The following is a 13304-nucleotide window of genomic DNA, read 5'->3' as shown; positions in this document are numbered from 1 at the left end:
GGTGCGGCCGGGCAGCGGTACGCGCCCGCCGAGGGGCGGCGGGTGCCCGTACGGCCTAGTTTGGTGGCATGGGAGAGTCGCTGGAGCTGGACGTGGGCGGGCGGACGGTCCGGGTGTCCCATCCGGACAAGGTCTACTTTCCGCAGCGCGGCTTCACCAAGGCCGACGTGGTCCGCTACTACCGGAGCGTCGGCGACGGCGTGCTGCGCGCCCTTCGCGACCGGCCCACCACGCTGGAGCGGTACCCCGACGGCGTGGAGGGAGAATCGTTTTTTCAGAAGCGGGCGCCGAAGAATCTCCCCGACTGGATTCCCACCGGCCGGATCTCCTTCCCCAGCGGCCGGTACGCCGACGAGATCTGCCCCACCGAGCCCGCCGCCGTCCTGTGGGCGGCCAACCTCGGGTGTCTGACCTTCCACCCCTGGCCGGTCCGCCGGAGCGACACCGACCATCCGGACGAGCTGCGCATCGACCTCGACCCGCAGCCGGGCACCGGCTATGCGGACGCGGTACGGGCCGCCCTCGCCCTGCGTGACGTCCTCGACGGCCTCGGCCTCACCGGCTGGCCCAAGACGTCCGGCGGCCGCGGCCTGCACGTCTTCGTGCCCATCGCGCCCGACTGGACCTTCACCCAGGTCCGGCGCTCGGCGATCGCGGTGGCCCGGGAGCTGGAGCGGCGCGATCCCGGACGGATCACCACCTCCTGGTGGAAGGAGGAGCGCGGCGCCAAGATCTTCGTGGACTACAACCAGACCGCACGGGACCGCACCATCGCCAGCGCCTACTCCGTACGGCCCTTCCCGCACGCGCCGGTCTCCGCGCCCCTGAGCTGGGAGGAACTGACCGACGCCGTACCGGAGGACTTCGACGTCGCCACCATGCCGGCCCGCTTCGCCGCACTGGGCGACCTGCACGCCGCCATGGACCGGCACCCCTGCCGTCTGGAGGCCGCGCTCGAACTCGCCGACCGTGACGAGCGCGAGCACGGGCTCGGAGACCTCCCGTACCCGCCGGAGCATCCGAAGATGAAGGGCGAACCGAAGCGGGTGCAGCCGAGCCGCGCGAAGAAGTGACGCGCGCGGCACGGCTCCGGCGTGTCCCCTCAGAAGGCCCCTCGTACGCGCAGTTCGCCACCGGACGCTCCGTCCGGAGCCCGGGCCGTTGCCGCGTACGTGTCGTCCTTGGCGTCGCGGCCGCCTTCCGCGTGGTTGTACTGGCCTGCGAAGACGTGCCGCCCGGCGGGCACGGTCCGGCCCGGCTTCAGCGTCCACCGGTAGACCAGCACGCCGTCGTGCTCGTCCACGGACACCGTGAAGTCGGCCGAGGGCAGTGTGGCCCAGTGGCCGGTGTCCAGCACGCCGCCGGTCTGCGCGATCCGCAGCTCCACGGTGAGCGTGGTCAGTGGCCGCTCCGTCCGAAGGGTGACGTTGCTCTGCGCCCAGTAGGCGTTGCTGTGCGGATCGACCGAGCCGTCCGACCACAGCGGGCCGTCCTCGGTACGGGGCGGAGGAGCGGGGACGGCAGGCCGGTCCTCTCCGGGCCCGGCGGGACCGGCCGGGCGCGTCGTCACCTTTCCCGGACCGGGAGGCTGCACGACCGTCGCCACCGCGTAACCACCGGCGACGAGCGCCCCCGCCGTCGCGGCGGCCGCGAGGACGACCCGCGGCCACGGTCGGGCCGGCGCCCGGCGGCGTGGCTCCGCGCCACTCCCGGAGGAGCCCGCCATGCCGCGCTCCGTCCGCGCGAGCATCCGGGCGCGGTCGGGGCGGTGGGCCCGCGCCGCGCCGCGCAACTGCGCGCGCACGTCGTCGTCCGCCATCACTTCCTCCTCCCCGCGAGGCCGTCCACGGCCCCGGCGTCCAGATGCCGCTGGAGTTCCGCCATGCCCCGGGAGGTCTGGCTCTTGACCGTACCGACCGATATGCCCAAGGCCAGGGCGGTGTCCCGTTCCGACAGGTCGAACGCGTGCCGCAGCACGACGCACGCGCGCTTACGGAACGGCAGCCGCTCCAGCGCCTGCCGGACGTCCACGACGGCAGCCACGTCGGGGCCGTCCGACCCCTCCGAGCGCTGGGACCAGAACAGGGCGACACGGCGCCGCTCGCGCACGGTGCTGCGGATCCGGCCGCGGGCCATGTTGGCCACCACGCCCCGGGCGTAGGCCACCGGGTGGCCCGCGTCGCGCACGCGGTCCCATCGGTGCCACAGGGCGAGCAGCGCGTCCGCCGCCAGGTCGTCGGCGGCGTCCGTCTCGCCGGTGAGCAGATGGGCCAGGCGGGCCAGTTCGGCGTGATGCCGCTCGAAGAAGGCGTGGAACTCCGCCGACGCGTCATCGGTGCCGGGGGCGGCGCCCGCGCTTCTCGGAGGGGCGGCGGACGAGATCATGCCGGTCCTTCGGGCTGCGGCGGTTGCGGCCGGTGACCGGTACGGGGGAAAGGGCTGACCACGGGCGGGCTCTCTCGGTCGGGGACACTCTGTCAGGCCCTCAGTTGCCGCCGGTGCGGGAAAGGTTGCCGTCGGTGTGGGAAAGGCTGCTGCCCGTGTGGGTGAGGCTGCCGCCGGTGGGGAAGGCTGCCGTCGCCTGCCGGACGGTCGTCGGCGTCGTACGGGCGGAGCTCCCCACGGGTGCGTCACGTGGGGAGCCGCGCCGTCAGGCCCGGGTCCGGGCCGCGGCGTGCCCGGCGTCCGGAGCTACTTGCACGCGGCCGCCGCCCGTACGGGGGAGGGCCGGGCGGCGGGGGAGAGGCGGTTCACGAACCGCAGCCGCTCCACCGGGTACGCCTTCGGGTACTTCCGGTTGATGATGTCCAGGTTGTTCGCGAGCCGCACGTCCGCGGTGATCAGGGAGAGGCGCAGCATCTTGGTCTGACCGACCACCTGCGTGTCCTTGGCCTCCAGGTTCTGCCCCGTCGCGGCGGCCCGGGCCCGCAGTTCGCCGAGCACGGCGGTGCTCGCGTAGGTGCCGCTCTTCTTTCCCGACCGGTTCTTCAGGAAGGTGTTGAGCCAGGCACGCTCCTGGTTGCCGCCCGCGCCGAACTCACTGTTCACCTGCGGCACGATGCACGGCCGCCGCTTTCCCAGGGCGGTGTCGAGCCGGTTCAGGTACGCCGTGGACTGTTTCGCGTGGATCAGCACCCCGGTGTCCAGCGAGACGTACTCCTTCGGGGCCCGGGGGGAGGTGCGGGACTGCTCCGGGGGCGTGGCGGCGGGTGCGGCTGCCGCGGACACCGCGGTCGCCGTCACGGCCAGGCAGACGGCTGTCAGGGACTTCGTTCCGGGCGCTGTGCGACGCATGTCTTTCCTGCCTGCTGTCGGGGTGGGCGGACCGGCTACGTCCCGTGTGTTCCGGGGACGTGGCGGGCGAGGGTGGCAGGAAAGGGGTGCCCGGGGGGAAAGCCCTCAGCGTGAGGGGGCGGCAATGTCGCACGAACCGGTGATCACGGCGCGGGGCGCACCACCTGCGGCCGACGCGGCCCCGTACGGGTGCGGGACCGGTTCTCCAGCCTCCGCAGAGCGTTTTTCCCAAGCTGGGAAAAGCGCTGGTACGTACTGGTACGCGGACCGGCTGCACTGCTGCTCCTGGCGGAGCGCACGCTTCGTGCGGCTAGCGCTCGTCCCCGCGATCCCGTCGGCCCTCGTTCCCGTCCTTCGTGACCCACCGGTACGCGGCCTCCGCCGTGAATTCCTTCTGCCCGCCCGGCAGGAACAGCCCGGCGCTGCCGAACGCCGGGTCCGCCACCGTCTCCGGTACGTACGGGACCGCTACGCACCGCATCCCCGCCCGCCGTGCCGCCTCGGCGCCGGGCGGCGCGTCCTCCAGTACGACGCAGGTCTCCGGCGCTGCGCCCAGCCGTCGTGCCGCCTCCAGGAAGACGTCGGGCGCGGGCTTCCCCTGCGCGACCTCTTCGGCGGAGACGAGAACCGGCAGCCACGCGTCCAGACCGGTGGCCGCGAGAACCGTCTCGATCGCGGACCGCGAGGAGCCGGAGGCCACCGCCAGCGGGTGCCCGGCCGTGTGCAACCGTTCCACGAACGCCCGCATCTCGGGGAAGACCTCGGTGTGCGCCCGTGCCAGTTCGAGGTAGGCGCGGTTCTTGCCGGCCAGCAGCTCGTCGAGGGGCGCGTCGATGCCGTACTCCCGCTTGAGCGTCTCCAGGGTCTCGCGGGTGCCGATGCCGATGAAGCGGGTGTGGTCTTCCCAGGTGAAGTCGGTGACGCCGTACCGGGCGAGGACCCTGCGTCCCGCCTCGTAGTAGTTCGGCTCGCTGTCCACGAGCGTGCCGTCCAGGTCGAAGATGACGGGCGCGGGGGAAGCGGCGGGACGGGTGGCGTCGGCGGAAATGCTCATGGGCCCAGCATGCCAAGGCGCGTGTCAGCGTGGCCCGGTGGCCCCGCCCACCGCTTCGACCAGCGGCAGCATCCGGTGCGCCACCCGTTCCCGCAGGGCCACCTCGGTCCGCGTACGGACCACACCCGACATCTTGATCAGCCGCTGGATCACGTCCTCCAGGTGCGCCGCGTCCCGAGCGACGACCCGGGTGATCAGGTCCCCGCCGCCGGTCGTGGAGAACGCCTCGATGATCTCCGGCACCTCGGCCAGCTCCTCGGCGACGTTTTCCAGATGCCCCTGGGTGACCTCGATGTGCACGAAGGCGAGGACGGGATGGCCGAGCGCGGCGGGCGAGAGGCGGGGCCCGTACGCGGTGATCACCCCGTCCCGCTCCAGCCGGTCCAGGCGCGCCTGTACGGTGCCCCGGGCGATGCCGAGGATACGGGCGTACTCCCGCACGCTGGTGCGCGGCTGTTCCAGCAGCAGCCGCAGGATCTTCGCGTCGAGCGTGTCCACGGCCATGGGCCAACGGCCTCCTCGGGAGCGGTGCGGGGCCCGACGACTGTACCAACGGTCCACTTGTCGATGCGTACGACGGCCGGTGGCCGGTGGCCGATGGCCGGCGGTCAGCGGCCGCGGCCCTCGGCCACCGCCTACTGGCTTCCGGTCACCGGCTACCGTCTACCGGGCCCCGTCCCGCCGCCATCCGTCAGCAGACACCGTCGCCGGGCTTCGGGTTGGCCAGCCTGAAGACGGGCCGCAGTTTCAGGCCCGCCCAGGTGCCGAGCAGCGCCGTCGCACCCCAGATCCAGCCGTGCAGGCTGCCGGAGGCGATGCCGGCGAGGTAGGCACCGATGTTGCAGCCGCCGGCGAGCCGGGCGCCGACGCCCATCAGGACGCCGCCCGCGACCGCCGCGACCGCGGTGCGCCACGGGGTGCCCCGGTGCAGGGCCCAGGTGCCGCCCAGCGCGGCCGCGACCGCCGCGCCGATCATGATGCCGATGTCGGTGAGGCTGGTCCTGTCGGCCAGGACGGGGCCGGACAGCGCGTGCGCGTTCGCGGGCTTCTGCCAGTACGACCAGGTCTCCGGATGCCCGCCGAACGCACTCACCAGCTTCGCGCCCCACAGGCTGAACGCGCTGGTCACCCCCCACGCGCCGCCGGACACGAGGAGCACGCCGGCGCCCAGCACCGCCAGTACCGCCGCGCCGGCGGCCAGCGGCCACGAGCCGCGCAGGACCCGGGCTGCCCGGGTCCTCGCCGACGGCACCGGGCCGGTCGGCGGCGGGTTGCGGCGTGCCTGGACCGCTCGGCTGACGGCCACGACCACGGCCAGCGCCAGGATGGTGACGGCCCACGAACCGAACCAGCCGATGTGGTCGGCGAACACGACGGGCTCGAACGCGGGCAGGTTCCGCCACAGGTCGAACTGCCAGGCGGCCAGGGTCGAACCCGCGACGAAGCCGCCCAGCGTCAGCACGATGGAGGTCTGTCCCGACCCCACCGCGAACAGGGTGCCGGAGGCGCAGGCACCGCCCAGTTGCATGCCGACGGCGAAGACGAACGAGCCGAGGAGCATTCCGACGCCGAGCGGCCCCCCGGAAGGCTCGGGAGCCGACCCGAACAGCCCGGTGCTGGTGCCGATGACCAGGGCGAACAGGGTGGCTGTCGTACCCAGCAGGAGTGCGTGGGCGCGCAGCCCGGCCCCGTTGCCCACGGCGACCAGCTGCCGCCACGCCGAGGTGAACCCGAACCGGGAGTGGAACAGGGCCACCCCCAGTCCGAGTCCGAGCAGCAGGAGGACGCCGGGCTTCGCACCGTACGAGGCGAAGACGTGGACCGACAGCGCCACGGCGATCAGCAGACCGGCGGTGAGCGGCAGCCGGCGGACGGGCGGGGCCGAAGGAGCGGCGGGACGGGGCCGGGAGGTGGGAGAGGGGGCGAGCAGAGCCGGGGCGGGGCGGGGGGTTCCGACGAGTGGATCAGGGGGTGCTGTGGTCACAGCGGGCTCCGTGAGGTGAGCGGTGAGCGGCGGGCCGGGCCGGGCAGGGGAGGGGGCGGACGGCGCGGGTCGGTACCGGACGGTGCCGGGGTGCCGGAGGCGCACGTCACCCCGGAAACGCCGGGGGCGGGGAAGTGATGATCACGGACGTCGGCGCCTGCGGTGCGGCGCCGGCGGCAGGCTTCAGCGGGGACAGAGCCCGTCGTCGACGCACCAGGCCGAGTTCGCGAAGAGCGCGAGACAGAGGAGGCGTGCGGGTGCGGACATGACGACGAGGGTAATGCGTGGACGATGCACGCGGTCGCGGTGTTCCGTCATCCGGACGCGGAAGTGAGACGGGGTGGAAGGCCGGGAGCGGGTGCGGGAGGGGCGCGGAGGACCACGGATGAGACGCGGACGGCACACGGGCCCGAAAACGGTGCGTTTCGAGCCGTCGGGCAATCTTTCGCGCCATTGGCCATCTGCTGGCCCAGGGGTCGCTGTCGGGGCTGTGCCAATGGCGCAGTATTTTCCGGCTCTGTTGAGCCAACAGTAGTGTTGATGTTGTCATAGGCGGGTCGATGGCGCTGCGGATCTCCGCGGCGCCTTTTTGATGCGAAGACGCGGAGCCGCGCCCACGGAGCGGCGCGCCGGCGGCCGCGTCACCGAGCCGAGGCGCCGGAGCCGAGGCGCCGGGCCGGACGACAACAGAGCTGAACGACAACAGAGCTGAACGACACAGAGCTGAAGTGACACCGAGCTGATCGACGCAGGGTCGAACAGCGCAGAACCGATCGCCAAGGGGTGGAAACCGTGTTGAAGAGGGTGTTCGTGGCGCCGGACCCGGGACGGCTGCGGCTGCGCAGCGCCGCGCGGGCCGTCGTGGGTGTCGGGCTGGCGGTGGCCGTGTGCGCCGCCGTCGGCCACTCACTGGTCGGTGCCGTGGTGGGCGGGGTCGCCGCGCTGCTCGCCCTCTTCACCGTCGCGGACACGACGGTGCGCGGGCAGTTGGTCTCCACCGCCCTGCTGCCGGTGGTCGGCTTCCCGGTGCTCGCCGCCGCCGCGGTGCTGCACGACCACCCGCTGGTACGGGACACCGCCTTCCTCGTCACGGTCGGGGTGGGCGTCTACGCCCGACGGTGGGGCCCGCGCGGCAACGCCCTCGGCATCTTCGCGTTCATGTCCTTCTTCGAGGCCCAGTTCCTGCGCACGGTGCCCGAACAGCTGCCGGAGCTGTACGCCGCCACCGCGCTCGCGCTCCTCGCCTGCTCGGCCGTCCGCTTCGGACTGTGGTGCTACGAACGCCGTACGCCGCCGCCCGCCGTCCCCGTCCTCCCGGGCGGCCGGGGACTCGCCCGTGCCACGACCCGTCAGGCGCTCCAGGCGACCGCCGGCGGAGCCGTCGCCCTGGCCGCGGGCCAGCTCCTCTCCCACGAACGCTGGTACTGGGCGGTCGGCGCCATGTGGTGGATCTTCGTCAACACCGCTTCGCGCGGCGAGACCGTGGTGCGCGGCTTCCGCCGGATGCTCGGCACCCTCCTCGGAATCCCCGCCGGCCTGCTGATCGCCGTGCCCCTGCACGGAGCCCTGGCACCCACGGCCGTCCTGCTCGCCGTCTGCGTCTTCTCGATCTTCTACGCGTCGCCGGTCTCGTACACCTGGAACATGCTCGCGGTGACCCTGATGGTCGGCCTGCTGTACGGGCTGCTGGGCGTCCTCGACCCGGGGCTGCTCGCGCTGCGCCTGGCGGAGACCGGCGTCGGCGCGCTCAGCGCGCTGCTGGCCGTCCTGGTCGTGCTGCCTGTCACCACGCACGCCACGACGGACGCCTGGATCCAGCGCGCGCTGCGCTGCGTGCACCACTGCACGGCCGAGGCGGCGGCGCGCATCGCGGGCACGGAGAGCGCCGACCCGGCCCCGCTCGTCGCGGAGCTGGAGGTCCTGCTCCGCAAGGTACGGATGTCCCTCGCCCCGCTGGTGCATCCGCTGGCCCCGATGCGTGCCCGCCGGGAACGGGCCCGGCAGGTGCTGGCGCTGCTGGACGACTGTGCCCGTGAGGTCCGCGGGCTGGCGTCCATCGCCGCCGACCCGGTGGCGTCGCACGACGCCCGGCTGACCGCCGCCTGCCAGCGGGTGGAGGCCGCCGTCGAGGCGCTCACCGCTCCGCGGCAGCCCCGCGAGGCCACGGCCGCCACCGCGGCCGCCGCACCGCACGCGCCTGCCCTGGAACCGGCGCTCGCCCACCTGCACGGCCTGGAACGCGCTCTGGCCGAACTGGCCGCCCCGCTGCGCAGCTCCCCGCGTCCGCCGCTGGCCGACGCCTGACGGGGACGGCCGCCGAGCCCGGCCGGTGCGCCGCCGCCGGACGAGGTGAGCCCCTGCCCGATGGCCGGTGTCCGACGGCACGCGCCCGTGAGCAAGCCCCCGGCGGCCTGTTAGCGTCGGCGCGTACAACTCCGTACGACACGCAGGGCGGACGAAGGGCAGGCGTGACGCCGATGGGTACGACAGGCAGCGGACGGCGGGCGTACATCGGGTCCTTCACGTCGGCAGGCGGGCGTGGCATCAGCACGGCGGAGGTCGACCCGGAGACCGGCGCCCTGGCTTTGCTGCACGCCACGGCCGAGGTGCCCGACCCGAGCTACCTCACCGTCTCGCCCGACGGCCGCCGCCTCTACGCGGTGAGCGAGACGTCCGACGGCGCTGCCGCCGCCTTCGCCCTCACCGGGGACGGTCCGGTGCCGCTCGGCGCGCCCGTACCGGTGCGGGGCGCCGCCCCGACTCACCTCGCCCTCTGGGGCGGCCACCTGCTGACCGCCAACTACACCTCCGGCAGCGTCAGCGCGCTGCGCGTAGCGGCCGACGGCAGCCTCGCGGAGCCGGCCGCCGTGCTCCGGCACGAGGGCAGCGGCCCGAACCCCGACCGCCAGGAGGGCCCGCACGCGCACGCCGTGTCGCCCGACCCCTCCGGCCGCTGGCTGCTCAGTGTCGACCTGGGCACCGATTCGGTACGCGTCTGCACACTCCACCCGGAGAGCGGGGAGCCGGTGGTACGTCACGAGGTACGGCTGCGGGCGGGCAGCGGGCCCCGGCACCTCGCCTTCCACCCGCGCGGCGGCCATGCGTACGTCGTCAACGAACTGTCCTCCACGGTCACGCCGTGCCGCTGGGACGCCGCCACCGGCACCCTCACGCCGCTGACCGAGACGGCGATCCTGCCCCCGGACGCGGGCGACAACCACCCCTCCGAACTGGTCGTCTCGCCCGACGGCCGGTTCGCCTGGGCGGCGAACCGGGGCCACGACAGCATCTCGGTCCTGGCCGTGGACCCGTCGGGAGACGGCCTCGCCCTGGTCATCACCGTGCCGTGCGGCGGGCACTGGCCGCGCGACCTGGCACTGCACCCGGGAGGGCGGCACCTCTACGCCGCCAACGAACGCTCCGGTGACGTGACCTGGTTCTCCGTCGACCCCACGACCGGGATACCGGAAGCCGGCGGCTCGATCGCGGCTCCGGCCGCTTCCTGCGTGGTCTTCGCCTGAACTGCCGCACGGCCTGTCCGTACGGAAGTCGTACGGACAGGCCGTGCGGCCGCATGGCTTCAGGAGCGCGGGATCGCGCAATTATCGCGCCGGTGCGTGCTGTCCCGCCGCCTGCAGCGTGATGCCCAGCGCCGACGCGTAGTTCGACAGCACCAGGCGGCCGACCGTCCCGTACGCGCCCAGGGGCTCCGCCGCCGCGCAGCCCGCCTCCGCGGCCGCCGCCCCCACCAGGCCGTCGGCGATCTCGGGACCGATCAGGTACGGGGCCAGGGCCAGTTGCTGCGAGCCCGAGGAGCGCAGCTCCTCCGCCGTCCGGGAGATGGCACCCTCCTCGTCCAGCGCGGCGGCCAGCACCGGCACGGCCAGGCGGGCGGAGAGCAGCATGCCGGTGATCCCGGCGGCCTGGACCGCCTCCTCGCCGCCGACCGTGGCGAGGACGATGCCGTCGGCGGCCGTCGCGACCGTGAACAGGCGCGCCCGGTCGGCGCGGGCCAGACCCGCTTCGGAGAGGCGGACGTGCAGCGCCTCGGCGAGCAGCGGGTGCGGGCCGAGCACGTCGGTCAGTTCGGCGGCCGAGCCGCTGTTCATGACGGCCTGGCGTATCCGGCGGAGCAGCGCGCTGTCCGGTCCGGCCAGCAGCGGTACGACCACCGCGGGCGGGCCCTGCCGCTCGGGCTGCGAGCCGTCGCCGGTACGCGCCTTGTGCTCACCGGCGGCCTGCGCGAGCACGGCCTCCAGCGCCGGGTACTCGGCGTCGCCGCCGTCCACGAAGCCGATCCGGGCGTCGAGGCCGGGCAGCTCGGAGCGGGCGATGCTGGTCACCTCCGCCGCCAGGCTGCGCGTGGCGGCGGAGGGGGTGCCGGGAACGGCGAGGACCAGGGAGGGCGCGCCCTCGGGCGCGGCGACGGGTTCCGGCCGACGGTGGCGACCGGACTGCCGGGGACGCGGCATTCGTACAGGCAGGCCAGGTGCGGCGCCCGAGCTCGGAGAAACTTCGTCAAAACGGGGCGAGCCGGGTGCGGGCCCAGTGGGGGAACTCATGGCGTCGCATGTTAACGCCTCGGGGGTCCCCCGCGCGGCGGGAGGGCTCGGCCGGGAGGTATCCGTCCCGAATTGTCCCGCGCGCCGTATGGGCAGGTCAGAGCCCGAATCGAGCGTCGGTGCGAGCCTGCCGGGGCTCCGGGGGCGAGGGCCGGCACGCGACCCGCCGGGCGCTGTCCCGCGCGCGCTCCGGGCCGTCCGCCGACGGAACGATTCGCCGGACATCCGCGACAACTTCCGGAATTCATCAACTTCCGGAATTCACGGCCGTCCCGGCGCCCGCGCCACGGCGCCGTTTCCTGCCGCGTCCCGTCACCGCCCCTACCGCGAGATCCGCAGCAGCTTCCCGTCCGTGGGCAGCAGCAGCCGTCCGGTGGCCAGCGCCGCGGCGACGCGCAGCGCCCCGCCCAGCGGATCGCCCTGCGCCTCGACCCGCCGGGCGTGCGGCAGCAGCTCGTCGAACGCCGTGCGCAGCGGCGCCAGCAGAGGCTCGCCCAGATGCAGAAGGCCTCCGGTGAAGGCCACCACGCTGCCGTCCGCGGTGGGGCAGACGGCAGCCGCCGCCTCCGCCAGGTGCCGCGCGGCCGTGTTCAAGATGTCCGCCGCCACGGGGTCGTGCCCGGCGCAGGCGGCGACCTCGGGCGCGAACGACGCCAGGACGGCCGTCCGGTCAGCACGCGGGTACAGCATGCCGGGCAGCTCGGCCGCAGGGCCCCACAGCGCCTCCATACGGGCCAGCAGCGCGGCCGAACCGCCCGTACGCCCGTCATACGCGCGCAGCGCCGCCTCCAGCCCGGCCCTGCCGATCCAGGCGCCGCTGCCGCAGTCGCCCAACAGGTGCCCCCAGCCGTCGGCGCGGCGCCAGCCGCCGGCCGCGGTGAGGTCCGTACCCGTCGCGATGACGCCGGTGCCCACGGCGACGACGGCGCCCGGCGTCTGGCCGAGCGCCCCGGCGTACGCGGTCACGGCGTCGGCGGCCAGCGCGAGCCGCCGCACGCCGAACGCCTCCGCCAGGGCCCCGGGCAGCTCGGCGCGCAGCTCCGTGCCGAGCGACGCCATGCCCGCGGCGCCGACGCACACGGCGTCGAGGCGCCGGGCACCCGTGTCCCGCATCAGGTCCTGCGCGGCCGGCACGAGCTGCTTGAGCAACTGGTGGGCGTCCATGCCGTTCGGGCCGGTGCCGATCGGCTCCTGGGAGGTGTACGAGGCGAGCGGCCGCGCGTCCCCCTCGTCCGCGCGGGCGACGGCGATCCGCAGCCCGGAGCCGCCCGAGTCCACGCCGAGGACGTGACCGGGCGCCGGGCCTGCCGCACCGCTCCGGGGCTCAGCCAAATCCGCGCGCGTCCTGCTTGAGGGCGGTGTCCACGGTCAGCGCCGTGGCGACGACCAGGCTCCGCAGCGGCTCGGGGAGCTGGGCGTGGACCTGCAAAACGTAGTTGTCCGCGGTGGTGAACATCGTCTTGGCCAGACCCTCCCAGGTCTTGGTGATCCGGGCGACCTCGGTGTCGGTGTGGTCGACGATGGCGAAGTTCCAGGCGCGCCAGTTCTCCGCCTTGATGGCGCCGATCTGCTGTCCGCCCGCCATCATCGCAAAGTTGATCTTTCCGATGGCGTTCTGCTGCACGATCTCGCCGACGGGCTGCCCGTCGGGCCGCTCCACCAGCACCTTCGACTTGATGAACTTCGCGGGGCGGGTCAGCGCCAACTGGGGCTGACCGTAGGCGTCCCGGATCTCCAGCCGGTGGGTCATGTACTGGTCGAGGCTGGAGACGATCCGCAGCACCTTCTTCGCGGTGCTCTGACCGACCTGGACGACCGTGCCGAGGGTGTTGCCGTGCTGGTCGAAGACGCTGTACTCGTTCGTCACCTCGATCAGCTTGGCCTTCTGGTTCACCACCAGCACCGGTTCGGTGAACAGCGTGCCGCCGCCCTGGGCGGTGGGGGCGACACCGGCCTGCTGCTGCACCTGGTACTGCACCTGCCCCGGATTGCCACCCGGCTGCCCGTAGCCCGGCTGCGCTCCCGGCACCGGCCCGCCGTGCATCGGCTGACCGGCTCCGGCCTGCTGCCCGGCCGGTACCTGCTGCCCGGCCTGCGGCGCGTACTGCTGCGGCATCGGCTGGACGGCGCTCTGCTGGGGCGCGTACCCCGGTCCGGGGCCCTGCTGGCCGTACGGCTGTCCGCCCTGCTGCTGAGGGGCGCTCTGCTGCCCGGCCTTCACGTACGACGGCTGCTGTGCTTGCTGCTGCTGGGCCGCCTGCTGCGGGGCCGGTGTCTGCGCCTGGGCCGGCCGGCCCTCGTGCGTGTGCTCGGTCCACCGGGACCCGTCCCACCAGCGCAGCCGGTCGGGCGTGCCCTGCGGGTCGGCGTACCAACCCGCAGGGATGTTCGCGTTCGTCATGCGGGCACA

General features: G+C 73.9%; 13 protein-coding genes. 3 read left to right on the top strand and 10 right to left on the bottom strand.

Annotated features, from left to right (window positions below; all coding sequences use genetic code 11):
* Positions 1–68: 68 nt before the first annotated feature.
* Positions 69–1073: a non-homologous end-joining DNA ligase gene (gene ligD / locus ACZ4QV_RS12270; protein WP_361147658.1), complete on the top strand. Its 1005-nt coding sequence runs from the start codon at positions 69–71 to the stop codon at positions 1071–1073.
* A gap of 29 nt (positions 1074–1102) precedes the next feature.
* Here the strand turns inward: ligD and ACZ4QV_RS12265 are convergent, their stop codons facing one another.
* From ACZ4QV_RS12265 to ACZ4QV_RS12235, 7 genes are all read right to left on the bottom strand, one after another.
* Entirely contained in the window at positions 1103–1819 is a 717-nt protein-coding gene (locus ACZ4QV_RS12265) for a hypothetical protein (RefSeq protein ID WP_361590453.1), read from the bottom strand.
* Positions 1819–2385 (bottom strand): SigE family RNA polymerase sigma factor, encoded by a 567-nt coding sequence (locus ACZ4QV_RS12260; RefSeq protein ID WP_361147654.1) that lies wholly within the window; start codon positions 2383–2385, stop codon positions 1819–1821. Before ACZ4QV_RS12260 ends, ACZ4QV_RS12265 begins: the two co-directional genes overlap by 1 nt.
* A gap of 100 nt (positions 2386–2485) precedes the next feature.
* On the bottom strand, positions 2486–2623 hold the full coding sequence (locus ACZ4QV_RS12255) for a hypothetical protein (RefSeq protein ID WP_361147653.1): 138 nt from the start codon (positions 2621–2623) through the stop codon (positions 2486–2488).
* A 68-nt stretch (positions 2624–2691) separates the two neighbouring features.
* The gene (locus ACZ4QV_RS12250; protein WP_361590457.1) at positions 2692–3294 is read right to left on the bottom strand and encodes a hypothetical protein; all 603 of its coding nucleotides are present in this window, start codon (positions 3292–3294) and stop codon (positions 2692–2694) included.
* A gap of 310 nt (positions 3295–3604) precedes the next feature.
* Positions 3605–4348, bottom strand: a complete 744-nt coding sequence (locus ACZ4QV_RS12245; protein WP_361590460.1) for an HAD family hydrolase — start codon at positions 4346–4348, stop codon at positions 3605–3607.
* A 24-nt stretch (positions 4349–4372) separates the two neighbouring features.
* The gene (locus tag ACZ4QV_RS12240; protein WP_361590463.1) at positions 4373–4852 is read right to left on the bottom strand and encodes an Lrp/AsnC family transcriptional regulator; all 480 of its coding nucleotides are present in this window, start codon (positions 4850–4852) and stop codon (positions 4373–4375) included.
* Between the two features lie 187 nt (positions 4853–5039).
* A complete protein-coding gene (locus tag ACZ4QV_RS12235) occupies positions 5040–6332 on the bottom strand; it encodes a YeeE/YedE family protein (RefSeq protein WP_361590466.1) in 1293 nt (430 codons plus the stop codon).
* A gap of 792 nt (positions 6333–7124) precedes the next feature.
* Between ACZ4QV_RS12235 and ACZ4QV_RS12230 the strand changes: the two genes are divergently transcribed.
* Positions 7125–8636: an FUSC family protein gene (locus tag ACZ4QV_RS12230; RefSeq protein WP_361590469.1), complete on the top strand. Its 1512-nt coding sequence runs from the start codon at positions 7125–7127 to the stop codon at positions 8634–8636.
* Between the two features lie 173 nt (positions 8637–8809).
* Entirely contained in the window at positions 8810–9853 is a 1044-nt protein-coding gene (locus ACZ4QV_RS12225; RefSeq protein WP_361590472.1) for a lactonase family protein, read from the top strand.
* An 81-nt stretch (positions 9854–9934) separates the two neighbouring features.
* Here ACZ4QV_RS12225 and ACZ4QV_RS12220 read toward each other — a convergent pair whose 3' ends face one another.
* From ACZ4QV_RS12220 to ACZ4QV_RS12210, 3 genes are all read right to left on the bottom strand, one after another.
* The gene (locus tag ACZ4QV_RS12220) at positions 9935–10804 is read right to left on the bottom strand and encodes a sirohydrochlorin chelatase (RefSeq protein ID WP_361147641.1); all 870 of its coding nucleotides are present in this window, start codon (positions 10802–10804) and stop codon (positions 9935–9937) included.
* A 411-nt stretch (positions 10805–11215) separates the two neighbouring features.
* Positions 11216–12226: an N-acetylglucosamine kinase gene (locus ACZ4QV_RS12215; RefSeq protein ID WP_361147639.1), complete on the bottom strand. Its 1011-nt coding sequence runs from the start codon at positions 12224–12226 to the stop codon at positions 11216–11218.
* Entirely contained in the window at positions 12219–13295 is a 1077-nt protein-coding gene (locus tag ACZ4QV_RS12210) for an LURP-one-related family protein (RefSeq protein WP_361590476.1), read from the bottom strand. Before ACZ4QV_RS12210 ends, ACZ4QV_RS12215 begins: the two co-directional genes overlap by 8 nt.
* Positions 13296–13304: the final 9 nt, after the last annotated feature.

The organism is Streptomyces sp. NPDC026394 (genome assembly GCF_055567735.1).
This window is presented reverse-complemented; position numbering and strand designations above follow the sequence as displayed.

Excerpts from the sequence above, each read along its gene's own strand:
- ligD (WP_361147658.1), top strand. The coding sequence starts at position 69 with ATGGGAGAGTCGCTGGAGCTGGACGTGGGCGGGCGGACGGTCCGGGTG.
- ACZ4QV_RS12265 (WP_361590453.1), bottom strand. The coding sequence starts at position 1,819 with ATGGCGGACGACGACGTGCGCGCGCAGTTGCGCGGCGCGGCGCGGGCC.
- ACZ4QV_RS12260 (WP_361147654.1), bottom strand. The coding sequence starts at position 2,385 with ATGATCTCGTCCGCCGCCCCTCCGAGAAGCGCGGGCGCCGCCCCCGGC.
- ACZ4QV_RS12250 (WP_361590457.1), bottom strand. The coding sequence starts at position 3,294 with ATGCGTCGCACAGCGCCCGGAACGAAGTCCCTGACAGCCGTCTGCCTG.
- ACZ4QV_RS12245 (WP_361590460.1), bottom strand. The coding sequence starts at position 4,348 with ATGAGCATTTCCGCCGACGCCACCCGTCCCGCCGCTTCCCCCGCGCCC.
- ACZ4QV_RS12240 (WP_361590463.1), bottom strand. The coding sequence starts at position 4,852 with ATGGCCGTGGACACGCTCGACGCGAAGATCCTGCGGCTGCTGCTGGAA.
- ACZ4QV_RS12225 (WP_361590472.1), top strand. The coding sequence starts at position 8,810 with ATGGGTACGACAGGCAGCGGACGGCGGGCGTACATCGGGTCCTTCACG.
- ACZ4QV_RS12220 (WP_361147641.1), bottom strand. The coding sequence starts at position 10,804 with ATGCCGCGTCCCCGGCAGTCCGGTCGCCACCGTCGGCCGGAACCCGTC.
- ACZ4QV_RS12210 (WP_361590476.1), bottom strand. The coding sequence starts at position 13,295 with ATGACGAACGCGAACATCCCTGCGGGTTGGTACGCCGACCCGCAGGGC.